The organism is Novosphingobium clariflavum (genome assembly GCF_026420865.1).
Classification (GTDB): domain Bacteria; phylum Pseudomonadota; class Alphaproteobacteria; order Sphingomonadales; family Sphingomonadaceae; genus Novosphingobium; species Novosphingobium clariflavum.
Window position 1 is genome coordinate 360451 of record NZ_JAPCWC010000001.1, and the last position, 20042, is coordinate 380492.

Below are 20042 nucleotides of genomic sequence, written 5' to 3' on the forward strand. Positions count from 1 at the left end.
CTGAAGAATCCGTAACCTCGGCGATCCGGTGAGCCACATGGCCGCGCGGCCCGTGACCATCAATCGGGTCAGGATTGCGGCCTGGCACCCTTGGCCCGTTGAGCGCCAATTTCACCCATCGGCTCAAGATATTGGTGGCTATCGATGCGGCCTGCGGGCGATCCTGCTGCAGGGCTGATCGGCCCCCGCCGACATGGTCATCGCGGCCGCCCCGCAACTTTCCCTTGCGTTTACCCCGGCTTCACGCAACGCTGTTACTCCAGAAGGGCAGAATCATCGCCCTCGGGAAGCGGCATTCGGAACATAATCCGAAGCCGGAGAAGGATAGGGACGTCAATGGAAGGCATGGATATCATGGAAGTCGATTCCGGTGAAAAGGCCATCATCATCCTGCAGAGCCTGATCTGCTACCTGCGCGAAAAGAACGTGCTGAGCAGGGCCGATATCGAGCAACTCAAGGACCGTGTCGACGCACGCATTTCCGCGGCGGAAAAAGCCATGCCTTGCGATGTCGCCACCGCTGCCGCCGCCGCGCGCGAAATGGCCAGCCTCGAACAGTTCTGCGGCAAGCGCTACGGCGGAAAGCATCGCAAGAGCCATTAAGGCGTTTCCCAATCAGCTGGAAACGGCCCTGAATCACGCTCCCGCGCAGGGCCGCAAGGTCCGCGCGGCATGAGCAAGTCCGGCACCGGTCCCGCCGCCGCGGCTTTCACATGTCCCTGAAGGCGGCTACGATCATCCGCGCGCTCTGTTCGGCAATATGCGCGCTGTCCAGATTCGGCCGCGAAATGCTTCGGTGCCCCAGGCCGAAAAGGCAGCCCAGCAGCAATTCGGTCGCCCCTTCCAGGTCCTCGCCGTCGAGCCGCGCGTTGGCCGCCCTTGCAAATTCCCGCAGATAACCGCGAAACCGCTCGCACATCTCGCCGATGGTCTGGCCCACGCGCTCGTTGCGGAACCCTTCGGCGAGGATGTCGAACGACAGCGCCTCGTCCCCTTCGTCCATCACCTGAAGGAACAGTTGCCGGAAGGTCTCCAGAACAGTAAGTTCGCCGTCTGCGAGTTGCTGTCGCAATGCGCCGATTTCGAGCAGTTTTTCGTCGAAATCGGCGCGAACGATAGCCTCGATGATGTCCGCCTTGCTCTTGAACGAGCGGTAGATCAGGCCGACCGACATATCGGCAGCCGCTGCCAGCTCAGCCATGGAGGTCTGATGGAAGCCGTTGGTCGCAAACAGCTCTCTGGCCGCGATGCGAATGCGATCTGCGCTGGGCAGTTTTTGCTGCACTGCACCCATTTTCTGTCTCGATATGTATTTTTCGCTTGAATTCTCCATGGCCGATTTCTAGTGGCGATGCAATGTGAATGATCGTTCACTCTCAAAATCCCCCCAACGATCGCGACGAAAGACCCATCATGCAAAAGGCGGTAACCGCAGGCATTCGCGCTTGTACCTCGGCCCCGACACTGGCTCTTGCTCTGGCTCTGGCACTTAGTGCATGCGGCAAGGAGCAACCGGCGGCACCCCCGGCCCCGACGGTCGGCGTGGTCACTCTCACCAAGGAATCAGCCGAGCTCACCAACGAGCTTCCCGGTCGCATCGCGGCGCTGGAAACCGCGGATGTCCGCCCGCAGATCACCGGCGTGATCCGCCGCCGGCTGTTCACCGAGGGCAGCAACGTCCAGGCCGGCCAGCTGCTCTACGAGATCGAGGATTCGCCCTATCGCGCCGCGCTCGCGCAGGCCAAGGGCTCGCTCGCGGTCGCCAACGCCACGATCAATTCCACCGCGCTCCAGGCCAAGCGGTACAAGGACCTGATCGCGATCAACGCCGTCAGCCGTCAGCAGTATGACGATGCCGCCGCCGCCGCGCAGCAGGCCCGTGCCAATGTCGCAGCGCAGCAAGGCGCTGTCCAGGCCGCTCAGGTAAACCAGAACTTCACCCGCATCCGCGCGCCGATCTCCGGCCGCATCGGCCGTTCGCTGTTCACGCCGGGCGCGCTTGTATCGGCAGCGCAGGCAGACGCGCTGGCCGTCATCTCGCGTACCGACACGGTCTATGTCGACGTCACCCAGTCGGCCGCGCAGATCGTCGACCTCAAGCAGGCGATGGCCTCCGGCGGCGTCAGCGAGGCCGAAGGTGCGCGCATCCAGCTGATCCTGCCCAATGGCTCGATCTACCCGATCGAGGGCCGCCTCCAGTTCGCCGACGTCACCGTCGACCCCAGTTCCGGCTCGGTGATCCTGCGCGCCACCTTCCCCAACCCCAACGGCCTGCTGCTGCCCGGCATGTACGTGCGCGCCAGGCTGGTCGAAGGCCTGCGCCAGAACGTCGTGCTCGTCCCGCAGCAGGGCGTGACCCGCGATCCGCGCGGCCGGGCCACCGCGATGGTCGTGGGCAAGGACAACAAGGTCGAAGTCCGCCAGATCGAGGTTGACCGCATGGTCGGCGACAAGTGGATTGTCACCAAGGGCCTCAACATCGGCGACCGCCTTATCGTCGAGGGTCTGGTGAACCTGCGCCCCGGCACCGTGGTCAAGCCCGGCATGCCGCAGCAGGTCACCGTGGCGGCAGGCACGCCGGCAAACGGCGGGGCCCAGTAACCCATGTCCCGCTATTTCATCGACAGACCCATCTTCGCATGGGTCATCGCCATCGTCATGATGCTCGCGGGCGCCCTGGCGATCCGTTCGCTGGCCGTGGCCCAGTTCCCCGAAATCGCCGCGCCTGCCGTGCAGATCGCCACCAGCTATCCGGGCGCCAACGCCCAGACGCTGGAATCGACCACCACCCAGGTGATCGAGCAGCAGCTCAAGGGCATCGACCACTTGCGCTACTTCGCCTCGTCGAGCGACGGCGCGGGCAACCTTTCCATCACCCTGACCTTCGAGCAGGGCACCGACCCCGACATCGCCCAGGTCCAGGTGCAGAACAAGCTGTCGCAGGCGACCCCGCTGCTTCCGCAGGAAGTGCAGCAGCAGGGCCTGCGCGTGACCAAGTCGACCTCGACCTTCCTCATGGTCATGGCCGTCTACGCCGATGACGGCATTCACGACCAGCAGGACGCCGGTGACTTCATCGCGTCGTCGCTGCAGGATCCGATCAGCCGTGTGAACGGCGTGGGCGACACCCAGCTGCTGGGCGCCCAGTATTCGATGCGCGTCTGGCTCGATCCCTTCAAGATGGCCAATCTCGGCGTCACCACCAGCGACGTGACCGCGGCGATCCAGGCGCAGAACGCGCAGGTGTCCGCAGGCCAGATCGGCGGCTCGCCCTCGCCCAAGGGGCAGGCCCTCAACGCCACGATCACGGCGCAGTCGCGTCTGCGCACGGCGGACCAGTTCCGCCAGATCATGCTGCGGAACAACACCGACGGTTCGGTGGTGCGCCTCGCCGACGTCGCCCGTGTCGACATGGGCGCGGAAAACTACAGCTTCGGCGCCAAGCTGAACGGCCATCCGGCCGCCGGTTTCGGCATCAAGCTGGCGCCGGGCGCCAACGCGCTCGACACCGTGGACGCGGTGAAGACCAAGATCGACCAGCTCTCGAAGAACTTCCCGAGCTGGGTGAAGTACAAGTTCCCGGTCGACAACTCGACGTACGTCAAGCTCTCGGTCGAGCAGGTGATCCACACCCTCGTCGAAGCCGTCGTGCTCGTGTTCTTCGTCATGTTCCTGTTCCTCCAGAACTGGCGGGCGACGCTGATCCCGACGATCGCGGTTCCCGTCGTCCTGCTCGGCTCTCTCGCAGTCCTCGACCTGGCCGGGTTCACCATCAACACCCTGACCCTGTTCGGCATGGTGCTGGCGATCGGCCTGCTGGTCGACGACGCCATCGTCGTGGTCGAAAACGTCGAGCGCCTCATCCAGACCGAAGGGCTCAGCCCCAAGGAAGCGGCCCGCCGCTCGATGGACGAGATCAGCGGCGCGCTGATCGGCATCGGCCTGGTGCTTTCGGCGGTATTCTTGCCGATGGCGTTCTTCGGCGGTTCCACCGGCGTGATCTTCCGCCAGTTCTCGATCACGATCGTCTCCTCGATGGTGCTTTCGGTGATCGTGGCACTGGTGCTGACCCCGGCGCTGTGCTCGACCATCCTCAAGGGCGCTTCCGACGGCCACGGCCATGGCTCCGGCCTCGCAGGCGGCAAGCAAACTGGCATTGCCGGTGTGTTCAACCGCTTCTTCCACTGGTTCAACACCACGTTCGACCGCGGTGTGGAACGCTATGGCAAGGCCGTCGACAAGGTGGAGCGCAACTGGGGCCGGACGATGCTCGTCTACGCCCTCATCGTGGCCGGCATGGCCTTCATCTTCCTGCGCCTGCCCGGCGGCTTCCTGCCGGACGAGGACCAGGGCATGCTGATCAACCAGGTCTCGCTGCCCGCCGGCACGACGATGGAGGAAACCGAACGCACGCTCGCCCGGGTGCGCGATCACTACCTCAAGGACGAGAAGGCCAACGTGGCCGACGTCTTCACGATCTCCGGCTTCGGCTTTGTCGGCCAGGGCGAGAACGTGGGCCTTGCCTTCGTGCGCATGAAGGACTGGTCCGAGCGCAAGGGCAAGGACAACACCGTCAGTGCCATCGCGCTTCGTGCCAACATGGCATTCCAGAAGATCACGTCCGGCATGGCGATCGCCTTCGCCCCGCCCGCCGTGCAGGAACTGGGCAATGCCACTGGCTTCGAGTTCCAGCTCGTCGACAACGGCGGCCTCGGCCACGACAAGATGCTGGAAGCCCGCAACCAGCTGCTGGGCATGGCCATGGCCGACAAGCGCCTGGCGCAGGTCCGTCCCAACGGGCTTGAAGATACCCCCCAGCTCAAGCTGGACGTCGACCAGGCCGCCGCCGGTGCCCTCGGCATCGCCCAGGCGGACATCAACTCGACCATCAGCACCGCGATGGGCAGCACTTACGTCAACGACTTCATCGATCGCGACCGCGTGAAGAAGGTCTTCGTGCAGGCCGACGGCCAGTTCCGCACCAAGCCGGAATCGATCGGTCAGTTCTACGTTCGCGGCAGCAGCGGCGTCATGGCTCCGATCTCCTCGTTCGCGACGACCGAGTGGACCTATGGCCCGGCCAAGCTCGAACGCTTCAACGGCGTGTCCTCGCTGCAGATCATGGGTGCCCCCGCGCCCGGCGTCTCGACGGGTGAGGCGATGAACGTGATCGAGGAGATGGCAACCAAGCTGCCCGCCGGTGTCGGCCTTGAATGGAGCGGTATTTCCTACGAGGAAAAGACCTCGGGCGGTCAGGCCCCGGCGCTCTATGCGCTGTCCATGCTGATCGTGTTCCTGTGCCTTGCAGCGCTTTACGAGAGCTGGTCGGTGCCGATCGCGGTCATGCTGGTGGTGCCGCTGGGCGTGCTCGGCGCGGTGATCGCGGCGCGGCTCGTGGGCCTCAGCAACGACATCTACCTGCAGGTCGGTCTCATCACCACCATCGGCGTCTCGGCCAAGAACGCGATCCTCATCGTCGAGTTCGCGGAAGAGAAGATGCGGGACGGCCTCTCGCCGGTCCAGGCCGCGCTCGAAGCCGGCAAGCTGCGCCTCAGGCCGATCCTGATGACCAGCTTTGCCTTCATCTTCGGCGTGCTGCCGCTCGCCCTGTCGACCGGCGCCGGTGCCGGCGGCCAGAATGCGATCGGCTGGGCGGTGGTCGGCGGCATGCTGTCCGCCACCGTGCTCGCCATCTTCTTCGTGCCGGTGTTCTTCACCGTGGTTAAGCGCCTGTTCCGTGAACATCACGGGAAAGACGATGGCAACGATCTCGATGGCAAGGCTTCGACCGAGCCGCAGGAGGCATGAAAATGCGTAATGTGAAAGCGCTTACCGCCACGTCGCTGGCGCTCGCGCTGGCGGCCTGCAACATGGCGCCCAAGTATGTCCGCCCCGATCTTCCGGTTCCCGAGACCAGCCCTGCGGGGCCGGTCGGAGGCGCGGCCGATGCCACTGCCGTTTCGGCCGATACCGCCTGGAAGGACTTCTTCACCGACCCGCGCCTGGCGCGGGTCATCCAGACCGCGCTCGACAACAACCGCGACTTGCGCATCGCTCTCGCCAATGTCGAGCAGGCCCGCGCGCAGTACCGGGTGCAGCGTGCGGACCTGCTGCCGGCGGTAGGCGTCAACGGCAGCGCCACCTATCAGGACCAGCCTTTTGCCCAGCAGTCGTCGGGCGGAACCGGCGGCGTATCGGGCCGGACCGACATCTACACCGCCTCGGTCGGCGTCTCGGCCTGGGAGGTGGACCTGTTCGGCCGCGTCCGCAATCTCACCAAGGCAGCACAGGAAAGCTACTTCGCCTCGGTCGAGAACCGTAACGCCGCGCAGACCGCGCTGATCGCGGAAACGGCGACCGCATGGCTGACGATGGCCGCCGATCAGGAACGTCTCCAGATCGCACGCAATCTGGAAAAGGCGTTCGGCCAGACTCTCGATCTGACCAAGGCGCGGTTCTCGAAGGGCATCGCTTCGGAACTGGAAGTGCGCCAGGCACAGACCAGCTACGATCAGGCCCGTTCGGACATCGCCGCCGCGACCACCCAGGTCGCGCAGGACAAGAACGCGCTCGACCTCCTGGCAGGCACCAGCCTCGGGGCCGAGGACCTGCCGAGCAACCTGCCCGAAACCGACGTGACGCTGGCCAACCTGCCCGCCGAACTGCCCTCGTCGCTGCTGCTGCGCCGGCCCGACATTGCCGCCGCCGAGCATCAGCTGATCGGCGCCAATGCCAATATCGGCGCGGCACGCGCGGCCTTCTTCCCGACCATCTCGCTGACCGCCGCGTTCGGGACGATGAGCCTGGGGCTGTCGAACCTGTTCAAGTCGGGCAGCGATTACTGGTCGCTAGCCCCATCGGCCAGCCTGCCGATCTTCGATTTCGGCAAGAACCAGGGCAACCTGCGCTATGCGCGGGCTACCTACGACGCCATGGTCGCGACTTACGAGAAAAGCGTGCAGACCGGTTTTCGCGAAGTGGCCGACGCGCTGGCCCGACGCGCGACGATGTCGGCACAGCTGGAAGCACAGACCTCGCTGCGCAATGCCGCGCGCAAGAGCTACCAGCTTTCCGATGCGCGCTTCAAGGCCGGTGTGGACGATTTCCTGACCGCGCTTGACTCGCAGCGTACGCTCTACAACGCGGAGCAGACGCTTGTTGCCACGCGCCTGACCCGCGCCAGCAACATGGTGGAGATCTACCGCGCGATTGGCGGTGGTCTCAAGTAAGCTTTTCGAGAATTCGGAACGATCATCCCCCCGATCCTCCGAAAACCCCATCAGCGCATCCGATATGCCACCGAGAGGCTGGATGATGCGGTGGGACCGGGTTGGGCATCACTGCCCGACCCGGTATTTTTATGCCTGACGCGGTCAGGTTCCGCCCGGCGCCCTCGATGATGCGGCAGGAGCCGGGCCGCCCGCAGGATCCGGCCCAGCCACCGGAATATCGACCCGGATCTCGACACGGCGGTTCCGCGCCCGTCCGTCGGGATCGTCGCTTCCGTCCAGCTTGCGGTTGGGTGCAATCGGCCGCGCCTCGCCCAGTGCCACTACGGTGATCCGCGACCTGGCGATGCCCTTGCTTTCGAGGTAGCTGCGCGCCGCCTCCGCCCGGCGGCGCGACGCCGCCAGGTTTTCGGCATCGGACCCGCGGGAGTCGCTGTGGCCCCAGATCGTCACCTTGCCGCCCGCCTTGACCACCGGCTCATCAAGCAAGCCGTCGAGCAGAGCCCGCCCCGCCGCGTCGGGGCTGCTGCCCCGCGCAGGATAAGGCACCGTCAGGTCGACCGCCTCGATCATTGGCGCGGGCGGCGGCGCGGTGTCGATTTCCGGGCGGATGATCGACTTCTTGGGTTCGTCGACTGCCGCCTCGCTGGCATCGCCATCGTCCATGATGCTGTCCTGTGCGGCAGGCGATCCGCCGGCCTCTCCCTTCCCCGGGCCCTGCTGGCATCCGGCTAGCACCGCAACCAACAGCGATCCGGCGATGATGGGCGCGTTCTTCATGTCGCGGCCTCCTTCTTGTTGGAACTCTCGGGGCCTTCCGGAGCCTCGCCATGGCGCGAGGGGCCGTAGGAAACGATGGTGTCACCGGGTTGCGGCGTAGGCCGCGAGGCATGGGTGAAGAAGCGGATCTTGCCATCCTTGCGCAGCAGGAACAGCATGTCCGCCTCGTCCGGCAGCGAGGCCTGGGCATCGGCAAAGTCGAACTGTTCGGAAATGCGGGTCTTGCGGAAGCTCCAACCGGCCCGTTCGCGCTCGGCGATTTCCGAGACGCCCACACCGGAGGCGAACATCGCTCGCCCGCGTAACGCTTCCGGCAGGCTGCGGTGATCCTCGTCATCGCCCATGCCGCCCAGTTGGTAGACGGAATCACGGCCAATGTCGGGCGCAAACTCACTGCACACGAGCGCGTTATAGGCCTCGTTGTCGGTCGTCGCCACCAGCACCTGAAACTGCGTCAGGTCGAGCCGCTCCTCGGTGGATTCGGCGAGGATCTCACCGTGGTAGGTGGCAACGCCAGACTGGCGCGGCGACGACAGCCGCTGCCAGCTGGTGTCGGAGATCATCACCGGCACTTCGAGCTGGCGCATCTGCTCGGCCAGCGACAGGCTCCACGGCGTACTGCCGACGATCAGCAGGCCCTTCTTCCGCGCGCCCGTGACCTTGAGCCAGCGCGCGACGTACCGGATGCTGAAACCGTGGGCGATGATCGTCGCGATGACGACCGAGAACGACAGCGTCACCAGGATGCTGCCGTCGCCATAACCAAGCTGGTCGAGCCGCAATGCGAACAGGCCCGACACCGCGACCGCCACCACGCCGCGCGGCGCGATCCACGCCACCAGCAGGCGTTCGTTCCACGGGATCTTGCTGAAAGCGAGGCTCACCAGCACCGTGGCCGGGCGCACCAGGAACAGCAGCGCCAGCAGGAACGCCAGGAACCGCCATTCGAACTGGCGCAGGACCGCAAGATCGAGCGAGGCGGAAAGCAGCACGAACACGCCGGAAATCAGCAGAACGGTGATGTTTTCCTTGAACGGATGGATGTCGCGCAACGAATCCAGCCGCATGTTGGCCAGCGCCACGCCCATGACCGTCACCGCCAGCAGGCCGGTCTCCTGCTGGATCAGGTTGGACAGCACGAACGTGCCGATTACCGCCACCAGCAGGACCGGAGCCTTGAGGTACTCCGGCACATGGCCGCGCGGGAATGCCCAGGCGACCGCCCGTGCCACCGCATAGCCGATCAGCCCGGCCACCACCGCCGCGCCCAGCAGCGCCGCCACCACCGAAAGCAGGGTGCCGCCCTCGTCCACCCTGCGCAGATACTCATACGTGATGACGGCACAGAGAGCGCCGAACGGGTCGTTGACGATGGCTTCCCACTTCAGGATCGCACGCGGACGCTGGGCCACGTTGCTCTGGCGCAGGAGCGGGATGACGACGGTCGGTCCGGTCACGACCAGGATACCCGCAAACAGGATCGCCACCGGCCAGACCAGCCCGGCGACGTAATAACAGGCAAGCGATCCCAGCACCCACCCCAGTGGAATGCCCAGGAACATCAGCCGCGTCACCGCGCCTTCGGTCTTGCGCAGCTCCCGGAAATTGAGGCTGAGGCCGCCTTCGAAGAGAATCAGCGCCACCGCCACCGAAACCATCGGTTCCAGCAGTTCGCCAAATGTATGTTCGGGCACGATCAGGCCGGTCACAGGGCCGGCAAGCACCCCTGCCGCCAGCATGAGGGCAATCGCGGGCCATCCGGTGCGCCAGGCGATCCATTGTGCACCGATCCCGAGAATTCCGATCAATGCAAAGACAAGGGCTTGCGTCTCCATAGGCATGGCATAACCGCCGACGGCGTAGAAGGTAACCGCCGAAGTCCGAGATTTTTTGCATTTTGCGGATTTCGATCACAATCGCATGCAGGCCGGCCTTGCCTGAACATTTCTATCTGCCGGGCTTGAGCGGCGGTCAAACATCACGCTAGGTAGCGCAATGAGCGATCTCGAAACCATGCCCGGACACCTGATCCGCCGCCTGCAGCAGATTAGCGTCGCGCTATTTACCCACCGGATGGGCGAAGCGGAGATCGACCTCACTCCGGTGCAATTTGCCGCCCTCGTCACGCTCCGCCAGCACCCTGGCATCGACCAGCAGACCCTGGCGGGCATGATCGCCTATGACCGGGTGACTATCGGCGGCGTGGTCGACCGGCTCGTGCTCAAAGGGCTGGTCCTGCGTGAAACTAGCCCGGCAGACCGGCGTGCCCGCGTGCTGGCGCTGACCGACCAGGGACAAGACCTGCTGGGTGAAGCCGCCCCCCTGGTGGAGCGGGTCCAGGAAGACATCCTCGGCGCGCTGTCCGCGCCAGAGCAGGCGACCTTCGTCGCACTGCTGTCGCGGGTCACCGCAAGCGGTAACGAGCTCAGCCGCGCTCCGTTGCGCCGTAGCAAGGCGGCAGGCTACGTCGTAAACTCATAAACGGCACCATCGCGGCGCGAAGTCGGTTCCGGACAACCCGCAGTTGCAACTTGCGCGCCTTCGAGGATTTTGATGTTGTGGATGTGTCGTGCACCCATCGTTCCCGTACCCACGATCCCGTAGCGCAAAGCGGCTTTTATTTCAGCGATCCCTATTGCACTGGTTGAGAACATGACCCTCCCCCTGCCCACCCATTCCGTTCCGCTCGGCAAGAGTGGAATTTCCGTTTTTCCGATAGCCTGGGGCATGTGGCGGCTCGCCCGAGCTGACGGCGAGGACGATATCGGTGCCATCGTCGCGCGTATCGAGGCGGCGCTTGAGGCGGGGATCACCCTGTTCGACACAGCGGACATCTACGGCTGCGACGCGGCACTGGGCTTCGGCGGCGCGGAACGGCTGCTGGGCAAGGCGCTTGCCGGTCGGCCTGACCTGCGCCAACGGATGGTGATCGCCACCAAGGGCGGCATCGTGCCGGGCGTGCCTTACGATTCCAGCCCGGACTATCTGCACAAGGCGCTCGACGCCTCGCTCGAACGCCTGGGCCTGCCTGCGGTCGAACTCTACCAGATTCACCGCCGCGACTGCCTGGCCCATCCGCGCGATGTGGCCGATACCCTCGCCGCCATGGTCGAAAGCGGCAAGGTCAGGGCCATCGGCGTTTCCAACTACAGCCCCGCCGAATTCGCGGCGCTGCAGGCCTTCCTGCCCTTCCCGATCGTTTCTACCCAGCCCGAATTCTCGGCGATGCATTATGCCCCGCTTTACGACGGCACCCTCGACCAGGCGATGGCCCACGATGCCGCCGTGCTGGCGTGGTCCCCGCTGGGCGGGGGACGTCTGGTTTCGGCCTGGCGAGATCCCGTCGCCAAGCTGCTGGTTGCCCAGGGCGAGCGTTATGGCACCGACACCGCCGCCGCCGCACTCTCGTGGCTCATGGCGCACCCCTCGCGGCCGATTCCCATCGTCGGCACGCAAACGCCCGAACGCATTCTCTCCTCCCGCGATGCCCTGAAGGTCCAGTGGACCGCTTCGGAATGGTACAAGGTGCTGGAAACCGCGCGCGGGGAACGCCTGCCGTAAGGACGCCATCGCCTTGCGACGTCAGCGGGTTGACGTCAGCGGGTTGACGGCGGGAGGGGACCGGATTGGAGGGAAGCGATGAAGAACACCGGAACCCGTGCGTCTTGCTTCCTTCTTAAAGCCCCTCACCCCCGACCCAATGCGCATCAGCCAGATAGCGCGCGAGGTTCCAGACCTGCCGCCGAATATCGGGCACAGCAACGATCTCCCACGCCTCGCCCTTGGTAACCGGCCCCACCGCGAAAAGCGTGTCCTGCGGCTTGCCGCCGGCATCGCGTACGCGGCCGAGATGCTCGACATCCAGCCCCAAGCGATGCGCGTCGGGCCGAACCCTGCCCTGCGCGACAAGGTCTTTCACCAGCGGAAAGCCGCTGCGCAGAAGATCGCCTTCCGGCCCGGTGCAATTGATCACCCGGCACACTTCGATACGCCGGAATTCCTCCTCTCCGCGCGGGCGATAGTCCACCGCTGCCCCGCCCTCGGTCACATCGGATCCGACCAGCTTGCCGGCCACGAACTCCAGCCGGCACTCTGCCTCCAGCTCGGCAAGACGGCGGGCCACATCGGGAGCGAGGCGGTGGCGATGCACGTCCCAATAGGGGCGCACATGCCGCAGGAGACGGCGCTGCCCGGCAAGATCGTGACGGCGCCAGAGGTTCTGCGTATGCGGGCGCTGCTCGTCCACCGCCGCGCGCCAGCCGATCGCCTTGGCCCGATCGCGAATCTGGCGGACCAGCGCCGAGCCACGCGCGTCGGGCGCGGGGACATGTTCCACGGCGGGACCGGTCTCGGCGTGGGCATGGGGCTTCAGACCGCGCCGCGACAGCGCGGTGATGCGGCCCTTGAACCCCGCCTTGTCGAGCGAGAGGATCATGTCCGCCGCGGTCAGCCCGGTGCCGATCAGCAGGACATGATCGAGCGCAGCGGCATCGGCGACTGCAGCGGGGTTCCACGGATCGGAAAAGCACAGTTCGGGCGGCAGCGCCGCGAGCGCGGGATGCGGCGTCGGTGGAAAGTTTCCGAGCGCCAGCACCAGTGAACGGGCAACGATCTCGCTGCCGTCATCAAGCACGACAGTGACTGTGCGGTCCCCGAAACGCGCCGAAAGCGCTTCGGCATGGACGATCTGCGCCTTTGGCCCGGCGTCGGACAGTGCTTTGATCAGCAGTTCGCGCAAGTAGAGCCCGTAAGTGAGGCGCGGCACGAAGCGATTGGCCTGCTCCTCCCCGGCCTGCCCGATCCAGCGCAGGAAATTGGCCTGATCGTCGGGAAAGGCGCTCATGTTTGCGGCGCGAACGTTCAGCAGGTGTTCGGGGCCCTTGGTGCCGAAGGCGAGACCTTTGGCAAGCTGCGCCTGGCTGCGCTCGATCAGCACCACCCGCACGCCCTGGCGGATCAGGTTGATGGTCAGGAGAGTGCCGCTGAACCCTGCGCCGACAACGGCGACGGGAAGGTCCTCGGCTTCGAATTGGGGGGCCATCCGTGTCATGTCAGCGCCAGCCTAACCGCATTACCGACCAATTATCAACTCATTTAGTAGAGAATATGAAATTCTCATGAAATCGCCTAAAATCAGTATTTTGAATGTAATTCTTGATTCACCGCTGAAGAGCCAAGTTTGGTGCCTTGTCGTCGCTGCTAGCCCTTATTGGGCAATCCCTGCTTTTGCCAGGGCGGTCCCGCCCCCATGCCTTTCCCATTGACGCCATATTGTCCACCGATATAGTAGACAATATGGCGTCATCGTTATGGCACCTGTGCCGGTCGACCTCGACAGCATGGCTCACCAACTGAAATGCGGCGCCGCGCCCCGTTGCTAGCCGAACTTGGCGTAGACGAAGGAATTCTCGTGCCTGCCTGACGCTCCGCAAGCCTATGCAGCGCCTCTCCAGCCACCATCTCTGCCAGTACGCGCGCCCGCTAGCCGGGAGCGTACGCATCGTTCCCGTTCAAGAGTGCCCCCCATGACGACCGCCGCTCAAACCGCAAAATCGCTTCCCACCGGCAAAGTCCGGACGTTCAGCTTCGGCGGGCAAGTCCTCGTCGGCATGGCCATCGGCATCGCGCTGGGCTTTGCAGCGCGGTGGATCGGCCCGGACGCGGCGGGCGGCCCCAACCAGCTGGCAGTTGCGCTCAAGACCCTGGGCAGCATCTTCATCGGCCTGCTGAGTGCAACCGTCCCGCCGCTGATCTTTGCGGCCATCGTCAGTTCGATCACCAATCTCAGGGACCTCGACAATGCCGCAAGACTGGCGGGACAGACGCTCATCTGGTTCGCGATCACGGCGTTCATTGCCGTCGTGATCGGCATTGGCGTCGGCCTCATCGTCCAGCCCGGCGCCGGCAGTCATCCGGGTCTTGCGGCCGCGGCCGCCCCGGCGACCGTGGGTACCTGGCTCGATTTCCTGAAGGGCCTGATCCCCGCCAATTTCCTCGGGCTTGCGGCATCCTCCAAGGTCGCGGATACCGGCCAGGTCACCACCGGCCTCTCGTTCAACACCCTGCAGATCCTCGTCATCTCGCTTGCAGTCGGATTTGCCTCGCTCAAGGCCGGTGCGCGGGCGGAACCCTTTGTCGCCTTCGTGCGCGCGCTTCTCGCTGTCGTGCGCACCATTCTTGGCTGGATCATCAAGCTGACCCCGATCGGCTCGGCAGCGCTGATCGGCGCTGCCATCGCAACGTATGGCTGGGGCACGCTGCTGCAGCTCGGCGGCTTCGCCTTTGCCGTCTATCTTGGCCTGTTCCTGGTCATCGGCGTCGTCTACCCCCTGCTGCTGACGCTCAACGGCATTAGCCCCGGCGCATTCTTCCGCGAGGCCTGGCCGGCAATCCAGTTGGCGTTTGTCTCGCGCTCGTCGGTCGGCACGATGCCGGTCACCGAACTGGCAGCGGAACGGCTCGGCGTGCCCAATGCCTATGCCGCCTTTGCAGTGCCGCTGGCCGCGACCACCAAGATGGACGGCTGCGCCTCGATCTATCCGGCACTTGCGGCAATCTTCGTGGCGAATTTCTACGACATGCCGCTGCACGGACTGGATTACCTGCTGATCGTCGTGGTCTCGGTCCTCGGTTCCGCCGCCACGGCGGGCATGACCGGGGCCGTCGTCATGCTGACGCTGACGCTCTCCACGCTGGGACTTCCGCTGGCGGGAGCCGGACTGCTGCTCGCCATCGATCCCATTCTCGACATGGGGCGCACGGCGGTAAACGTTGCAGGGCAGCTTCTTGTCACCCTGATCGTCTCGAAGCGCGAGCGCCTGAGCCCGTCCGCGAGTCCCGCGCTGACTTGATACCGGGCGATTGGCCCCGATATTCCGTTCGTTCCGCAAAAAGCCGTTGACTCTGGACCATGGTCCAAGGGCTAGACAGACGGCAAAGACAACGACGGGGTCGATCCGGTGAAGCGTTTCCTGACCATCGGCGCATTGGCAAAACAGGCCGAAGTCAGCGCCGATACCATCCGCTTTTACGAGCGAGAGGGGCTGCTTGGCAGTCCCGACCGGCTCGCATCCGGCTATCGGCATTACGACGCAGACGCGGTAGCCCGCCTGCAATACATCCTTCGCGCCAAAAGCCTCGGCTTCACGCTGGGCGAGATCAAGGGGCTGCTCGCTCTCGAAACCGACCGCGAGAACGGCGTCGAAGGTGTCCGGCAGCGCGCCCAGGAACGCATCGCCGATCTTGATCGGCGGATCACCGAGATGACGGGCATGCGCGATGCACTCAAGGCCCTCGCCGATGCCTGCCCGGGCAGCGGCGAACCGGAAGCCTGCCCGATCCTCTCCGCGCTGCATGGCGAGGAAACGCCGGAATGCCGCGAAGGCGGCTCGGGCAAGGCCGCGTCGTAATGACACAGACGCAAGAGGTGACGCTGACCCTGCCCATCGGGGGGATGACCTGCGCAGGATGCGCGGCAACGGTGGAGAAAGTCCTGCGCCGCCTTCCCTCGGTCGATGCGCAAGTCAACTTCGCGGCCGAACGCGCCGCCGTGGCCTACGATCCCGCACAAGTATCCCCGCAAGAGATGATCGCGGCGGTCGAGACGGCGGGCTATGACGTTCCGCCGGAAACCGTGGTCTTCGACATTGGCGGCATGAGCTGCGCCGCTTGCGCCGCGGGTATCGAAACCGTGCTCAGCCGTGTGCCCGGTGTTCTTGGCAGCACCGTGAACTTCGCTTCGGGCAAGGCCCGCGCCGACTATGTCCCCGGCGTGACCGATCCAGCAGCACTCGCCGCAGCGATCGCCAGGGCCGGCTACCAGGCAACCGAGGCACGTGACCTGACCGCCGATGAAGTTGCAAACCGCGAGGCCGCCTCCCGCCAGGAATGGCGCCGCGAACGGGCCATGTTCGCGGTCGCGCTGCTTCTCACCCTCCCGCTCTTCGCGCAGATGGTGGTGATGCTCGACTTGCGGCAGTGGAGCCACGTCGTGGGCGGACACCATGGCGAACTGCTGCCGCGGTACTGGCAGTTCGCGCTTGCCTCTCCGGTGCAGTTCTGGATCGGCGCGCGCTTCTACAAGGCCGCGTTCAAGTCCTTGCGGGCGGGCACTGCCAACATGGATGTGCTGGTCGCGCTGGGCACCACGATTGCCTACGCCTACAGCACCGTCGTCACCATCGCCGGGCGGATGGACCTGCACGTCTATTTCGAGGCATCTGCCGCGATCATCACGCTGGTCCTGCTGGGACGCCTGCTGGAGGCCAATGCCAAGCGCAAGACGTCCTCGGCCATCCGCGCCCTGCTCAAGCTACGCCCGACGACGGCACGGATCGAGCGCGAGGGCCGGATTGTCGAAGTCGATGCCGCAACCCTGCTGGTGGGCGATGTCTTCGTTGTGGCGGCAGGCGAAAGCGTGCCGGTCGACGGCGAAGTGATTTCCGGCCGCTCCAGCGTCGATGAAGCGATGCTCTCGGGCGAGAGCATGCCGGTGATGAAGGAGCCGGGTGCCAGGATCTATGCCGCGACCATCAACCAGAACGGGATGCTGCGCGCCCACGCAACCGGCGTCGGCGCCGATACCGTGCTGGCGCAGATCATCCGCATGGTGGACGAGGCGCAAGGCTCCAAGCCTCCCATCCAGTATTTCGTCGACAAGGTGACCGCCATCTTCGTGCCGGTGGTGATCGCGATCGCGGTGGTGACCCTGGGAGGCAACTGGCTATGGAGCGGCGATTTCCAGACTGCCATGGTCAATGCGGTCGCCGTCCTGGTGATTGCCTGCCCATGTTCGCTGGGGCTCGCGACGCCGACCGCGATCATGGTCGGCACCGGCATGGGCGCAAGGAACGGAGTGCTGATCCGCAATGCCGAAGTGCTCGAACGCGCACGGGCGATGCAGACCCTGGCGGTCGACAAGACCGGAACGCTGACCCGCGGCGCACCCGAAGTAACCGACCTCCTTCCTGCCGAGGGTCAGGACGGCGCCCGCCTCGTGGCCCTCGCCGCTGCGCTGGAACGCGGGTCCGAGCATCCGCTGGCCCGCGCCATCACGAACAGGGCGCAGGAACAACGGATCACCCTCCCCGATGTCGACCACTTCGACACGCTGCCCGGCAAAGGGGTCTCGGGCCGGATCGAGGGGCGGCTGCTCCAACTGGGTTCTCCGCTGTGGCTCGGCGAAGTCGCCGCACCGCTGCCGCCCGCCCTCGCTGAACGGGTGGAAGCGGCGCAAGCCCAGGGCCGGACGGTGGTCGGCCTTGCCGAAGAGGGCAGCGTGATCGGGTTCATCGCCATTGCCGACCGGCTGCGCGACAGTTCCGTTCAGGCGGTCCGCGAACTGCGTGCTGCAGGCATCGCCGTTGTCATGCTGACCGGCGACAACCGCCACACCGCCACCGCCATCGCCTCGCAAGCCGGGATCACCCGTTTCGCCGCGGAAGTCTTGCCGCAAAACAAGGCCGAGGAAGTGCGCCGCCTGCAGGACTCCGGAGAAATCATCGGCATGGCCGGGGACGGCATCAACGACGCCCCGGCACTGGCACAGGCCGATGTCTCCTTCGCCATCGGCGCAGGCTCCGACGTGGCGGTGGAGGCGGCCGACGTCGTGCTGGTCCGCAACGATCTGCGCGGCGTGCTCACGGCAGTGGAACTCTCTCGCGCGACGCTCGGCAAGATCCGGCAGAACCTGTTCTTCGCCTTCATCTACAACGTCCTGGGTATCCCACTCGCCGCCTTCGGGCTGCTCAACCCGGTCATCGCCGGCGCCGCGATGGCGCTGAGCTCGATCTCGGTGGTGAGCAATTCCTTGCTGCTGAGCCAGTGGCGACCCAAGCCCCAACCGGACAATTCATGATGAGCGCCGTGCAACTGACCGTCCTGGGCATGACCTGCGATGGATGCGCCAGCCGTCTCAAGCGGGTGCTGGAAGCCCGCGACGGCATCCAGCAGGCCGATGTGAGGCGTGATCTCAAGCTCGTCGCGGTCGACTACGACGGCGCCACCACCGACCGGGCAGCCATCGAAGCCGCGATTGGCGATGCCGGCTTCGAGATCGGGCATGGCTAAGGCCGTAGACGCAGAACAGGCTGCGGGGAAAGGCTTGGCGAGGTGACCATTTGGGCCCGCTTTCGCTGTTTTTTGCTCGCCATGGCCAGAGACTGAACCGCCGTCATCCCCGGGGCCGCCGTCATCCTCGGGCCTGAAGCGCTTCACGCTGGCCCACGCTTCGATCAACGTGCCGTCCACCGAGAAATGATCGTCGGACAGGAGCTTGGCGGCAACGTCCCTGGACAGCAGCCTCTGACGGTTCTTGGTGAAGACCGCGACATCCCAGATCGGCGCATCCATCGCCAAGCCAACGAACCAGCGGAAGAGCAGGTTGTAGTCCATCTGCTCCATGAGTTGGCGCTCTGAGCGGATTGCATAGAGAGCCTGCAGGAACCCGGGCTTCGCAGCTCACGCAGGAAAGCAGCCCTTCGCTCCGGTAATCGCCGCCCCGCGTTTCAAAACCTTCAACTTCTGCAGAAGGCGTCTGAAACACCTCAAGCGCCTCAAGGAAAGAACCTGTTAATGTCGGAGGATCACCGAGGTCCAGTCAGCGGATGGTGAAGTCCTTCCCAGGCCAAATTCCAACGGGCGTAACGACATAAAATCTCATTAGTTCAATATTGTAATTTGAGCTCTGTGATGCAGCGGGCATGGCTTCCGCGCATGTGCGATGCATGCGCTTCCGGCTCCGAGCACGGATTTGGCGTGTGCCCCGTTTTCAACAGCGACGCGCACATGCCTGCTCAATTCTGATCCGCTTCGCCCCTGAACTGCCAGATGGAAGCGCGCATTGTCCGAAGGCTAGAGCCATATCCGCTGTTTGGCACGCCTCTTGATTGGTGGACCCGCAATTGCGCTTCAAGCGCCAAGTCAGGGGTACACCAATGCCAGTGGAATTCGTCGGAGCGCTTGCCGCACGCAACCAGTTGCTGGGACCTGCCGGGGGCGGTCAGAACCTCGATCTCGACTTCCTGCGGGATCTGGCCCGCGCGCACGAAAACGCCGGCTTCGACCGCGTGCTGATGCTGGCTGGCGGAGAGGCGATCGTCGCCACCGGATTTGCCGCGTCGCATACCGAAAAGCTGGGCTTCATGATCCCCTTTCGTCCTGGCCCGACCACCCCGCTGCAAGCCGCGAAATCGCTGGCCGCGCTCGATCATGTGACGGGCGGGCGCATCCGCGTCCACGCGATCACCGGCATCACCGCCGAACCCGGCCTGGGCGACTTCTTGACCGACAAGGACGAGCGCTACGCGCGTAGCAGCGAATACCTGGACGTTCTGCGCCGCGCGTGGACGTCGGACGAGCCATTCGACCACGACGGCAAGTACTATCAGCTCAAGAACGTCTTCACGCCGATCAAGCCGCTGCAACAGCCGCACATCCCGGTTTCGTTCGGCGGATCATCGGACGCCGCCTACCACGTCGCCGCGCGGCACTGCGATCTCTATGCGCTCTGGGCCGAACCGCTTGAGGACGTGAAGCAGCAGATCGGCAAGCTTCATGCCGCAGCGGCAGCTATCGGCAAGCCTGCGCCGCGTGTCAGCCTCTCCGTGCGCCTCATCATCGGCAAGACCGAGGAGCAGGCCTGGCAGCGCGCGCACTGGATTGCCGAGCAGCTTGCCAGCAATCGCCGCAATGCGCCGTCCAACCCGCTGTTCCACGGCGTTCAGGGCACCGGCACCAAGCGCCTGCTGGCAGCGGCCGAGCGGGGTGAACGGCATGATCGCTGCCTGTGGATGGGCACCGCGACCGCCGTTGGCGCCACCCATGATTCCACCTCGCTGGTGGGCACGCCGGACCAGATCGTCGCGGCGCTCCTGGACTATTACGACATCGGGGTGACCACGTTCCTCAACCGGGGATACGAGCCGCTCTATGACGCCGTCGATTACGGCCGCTGGATCATTCCCGCCGTGCGAGAGGAAGTTCGCCGCCGTGAGCTGGCCGCCGCCAAGGCGCCCGAACTGCAGTCGGCTTGAG

Annotated in this window: 15 protein-coding genes and 1 pseudogene; 11 read left to right on the forward strand and 5 right to left on the reverse strand. The window is 65.1% G+C overall.

Annotation, left to right across the window (positions count from 1 at the left end; all coding sequences use genetic code 11):
* Positions 1-336 precede the first annotated feature (336 nt).
* On the forward strand, positions 337-603 hold the full coding sequence (locus OKA11_RS01440) for a hypothetical protein (RefSeq protein ID WP_242526433.1): 267 nt from the start codon (positions 337-339) through the stop codon (positions 601-603).
* A gap of 106 nt (positions 604-709) precedes the next feature.
* Here the strand turns inward: OKA11_RS01440 and OKA11_RS01445 are convergent, their stop codons facing one another.
* On the reverse strand, positions 710-1294 hold the full coding sequence (locus OKA11_RS01445; protein ID WP_267218452.1) for a TetR/AcrR family transcriptional regulator: 585 nt from the start codon (positions 1292-1294) through the stop codon (positions 710-712).
* A 119-nt stretch (positions 1295-1413) separates the two neighbouring features.
* Between OKA11_RS01445 and OKA11_RS01450 the strand changes: the two genes are divergently transcribed.
* The 3 genes from OKA11_RS01450 to OKA11_RS01460 are packed head-to-tail and all read left to right on the forward strand — an operon-like array spanning position 1414 to position 7229.
* On the forward strand, positions 1414-2601 hold the full coding sequence (locus OKA11_RS01450) for an efflux RND transporter periplasmic adaptor subunit (RefSeq protein WP_267218453.1): 1188 nt from the start codon (positions 1414-1416) through the stop codon (positions 2599-2601).
* Between the two features lie 3 nt (positions 2602-2604).
* Positions 2605-5808: an efflux RND transporter permease subunit gene (locus tag OKA11_RS01455; protein ID WP_267218454.1), complete on the forward strand. Its 3204-nt coding sequence runs from the start codon at positions 2605-2607 to the stop codon at positions 5806-5808.
* Between the two features lie 2 nt (positions 5809-5810).
* On the forward strand, positions 5811-7229 hold the full coding sequence (locus tag OKA11_RS01460; RefSeq protein ID WP_267218456.1) for an efflux transporter outer membrane subunit: 1419 nt from the start codon (positions 5811-5813) through the stop codon (positions 7227-7229).
* 144 nt (positions 7230-7373) lie between these two features.
* Here the strand turns inward: OKA11_RS01460 and OKA11_RS01465 are convergent, their stop codons facing one another.
* Both OKA11_RS01465 and OKA11_RS01470 read right to left on the reverse strand, forming a co-directional pair.
* Positions 7374-8009: an OmpA family protein gene (locus OKA11_RS01465; protein ID WP_267218457.1), complete on the reverse strand. Its 636-nt coding sequence runs from the start codon at positions 8007-8009 to the stop codon at positions 7374-7376.
* A complete protein-coding gene (locus OKA11_RS01470; protein WP_267218617.1) occupies positions 8006-9844 on the reverse strand; it encodes a cation:proton antiporter in 1839 nt (612 codons plus the stop codon). Before OKA11_RS01470 ends, OKA11_RS01465 begins: the two co-directional genes overlap by 4 nt.
* 160 nt (positions 9845-10004) lie before the next feature.
* Here OKA11_RS01470 and OKA11_RS01475 point away from each other — a divergent pair, with 160 nt between their 5' ends.
* Both OKA11_RS01475 and OKA11_RS01480 read left to right on the forward strand, forming a co-directional pair.
* Entirely contained in the window at positions 10005-10490 is a 486-nt protein-coding gene (locus OKA11_RS01475) for a MarR family winged helix-turn-helix transcriptional regulator (protein ID WP_267218458.1), read from the forward strand.
* Positions 10491-10661: 171 nt separating this feature from the next.
* Complete coding sequence (locus OKA11_RS01480) at positions 10662-11570, forward strand: aldo/keto reductase (RefSeq protein WP_267218459.1); 909 nt, start codon at positions 10662-10664, stop codon at positions 11568-11570.
* A gap of 115 nt (positions 11571-11685) precedes the next feature.
* On the opposite strand, the gene OKA11_RS01485 is transcribed toward OKA11_RS01480, so the two are convergent.
* Positions 11686-13059, reverse strand: coding sequence for an FAD/NAD(P)-binding protein (locus OKA11_RS01485; protein WP_267218460.1), 1374 nt, complete (start codon positions 13057-13059; stop codon positions 11686-11688).
* Positions 13060-13534: 475 nt separating this feature from the next.
* On the opposite strand from OKA11_RS01485, the gene OKA11_RS01490 reads away from it, so the two are divergent.
* The 4 genes from OKA11_RS01490 (at position 13535) to OKA11_RS01505 (ending at position 18077) form a co-directional block, all read left to right on the forward strand.
* Entirely contained in the window at positions 13535-14860 is a 1326-nt protein-coding gene (locus OKA11_RS01490; protein WP_267218461.1) for a dicarboxylate/amino acid:cation symporter, read from the forward strand.
* A 108-nt stretch (positions 14861-14968) separates the two neighbouring features.
* On the forward strand, positions 14969-15418 hold the full coding sequence (locus tag OKA11_RS01495; protein WP_267218462.1) for a heavy metal-responsive transcriptional regulator: 450 nt from the start codon (positions 14969-14971) through the stop codon (positions 15416-15418).
* Entirely contained in the window at positions 15418-17865 is a 2448-nt protein-coding gene (locus tag OKA11_RS01500) for a heavy metal translocating P-type ATPase (protein ID WP_267218463.1), read from the forward strand. Before OKA11_RS01495 ends, OKA11_RS01500 begins: the two co-directional genes overlap by 1 nt.
* 29 nt (positions 17866-17894) lie before the next feature.
* On the forward strand, positions 17895-18077 hold the full coding sequence (locus OKA11_RS01505) for a heavy-metal-associated domain-containing protein (protein WP_267218618.1): 183 nt from the start codon (positions 17895-17897) through the stop codon (positions 18075-18077).
* Positions 18078-18143: 66 nt separating this feature from the next.
* On the opposite strand, the pseudogene OKA11_RS01510 reads toward OKA11_RS01505, so the two are convergent.
* Positions 18144-18449: pseudogene (locus OKA11_RS01510) on the reverse strand (transposase); the annotation flags it as partial.
* A 494-nt stretch (positions 18450-18943) separates the two neighbouring features.
* Here OKA11_RS01510 and OKA11_RS01515 point away from each other — a divergent pair.
* Positions 18944-20041 carry an LLM class flavin-dependent oxidoreductase gene (locus OKA11_RS01515; protein ID WP_267218464.1) on the forward strand — a complete coding sequence of 366 codons (1098 nt, stop codon included), beginning with the start codon at positions 18944-18946 and terminating at the stop codon, positions 20039-20041.
* The last annotated feature ends 1 nt before the right edge of the window (position 20042 follow it).

Bases quoted from the DNA above. Each gene is read 5' to 3' on its own strand.
- OKA11_RS01460 (WP_267218456.1), top strand. From the start codon at position 5,811: ATGCGTAATGTGAAAGCGCTTACCGCCACGTCGCTGGCGCTCGCGCTG.
- OKA11_RS01450 (WP_267218453.1), top strand. From the start codon at position 1,414: ATGCAAAAGGCGGTAACCGCAGGCATTCGCGCTTGTACCTCGGCCCCG.
- OKA11_RS01445 (WP_267218452.1), bottom strand. From the start codon at position 1,294: ATGGGTGCAGTGCAGCAAAAACTGCCCAGCGCAGATCGCATTCGCATC.
- OKA11_RS01455 (WP_267218454.1), top strand. From the start codon at position 2,605: ATGTCCCGCTATTTCATCGACAGACCCATCTTCGCATGGGTCATCGCC.
- OKA11_RS01485 (WP_267218460.1), bottom strand. From the start codon at position 13,059: ATGACACGGATGGCCCCCCAATTCGAAGCCGAGGACCTTCCCGTCGCC.
- OKA11_RS01480 (WP_267218459.1), top strand. From the start codon at position 10,662: ATGACCCTCCCCCTGCCCACCCATTCCGTTCCGCTCGGCAAGAGTGGA.
- OKA11_RS01440 (WP_242526433.1), top strand. From the start codon at position 337: ATGGAAGGCATGGATATCATGGAAGTCGATTCCGGTGAAAAGGCCATC.
- OKA11_RS01465 (WP_267218457.1), bottom strand. From the start codon at position 8,009: ATGAAGAACGCGCCCATCATCGCCGGATCGCTGTTGGTTGCGGTGCTA.
- OKA11_RS01500 (WP_267218463.1), top strand. From the start codon at position 15,418: ATGACACAGACGCAAGAGGTGACGCTGACCCTGCCCATCGGGGGGATG.
- OKA11_RS01470 (WP_267218617.1), bottom strand. From the start codon at position 9,844: ATGGAGACGCAAGCCCTTGTCTTTGCATTGATCGGAATTCTCGGGATC.
- OKA11_RS01490 (WP_267218461.1), top strand. From the start codon at position 13,535: ATGACGACCGCCGCTCAAACCGCAAAATCGCTTCCCACCGGCAAAGTC.
- OKA11_RS01475 (WP_267218458.1), top strand. From the start codon at position 10,005: ATGAGCGATCTCGAAACCATGCCCGGACACCTGATCCGCCGCCTGCAG.
- OKA11_RS01515 (WP_267218464.1), top strand. From the start codon at position 18,944: ATGCCAGTGGAATTCGTCGGAGCGCTTGCCGCACGCAACCAGTTGCTG.
- OKA11_RS01505 (WP_267218618.1), top strand. From the start codon at position 17,895: ATGACCTGCGATGGATGCGCCAGCCGTCTCAAGCGGGTGCTGGAAGCC.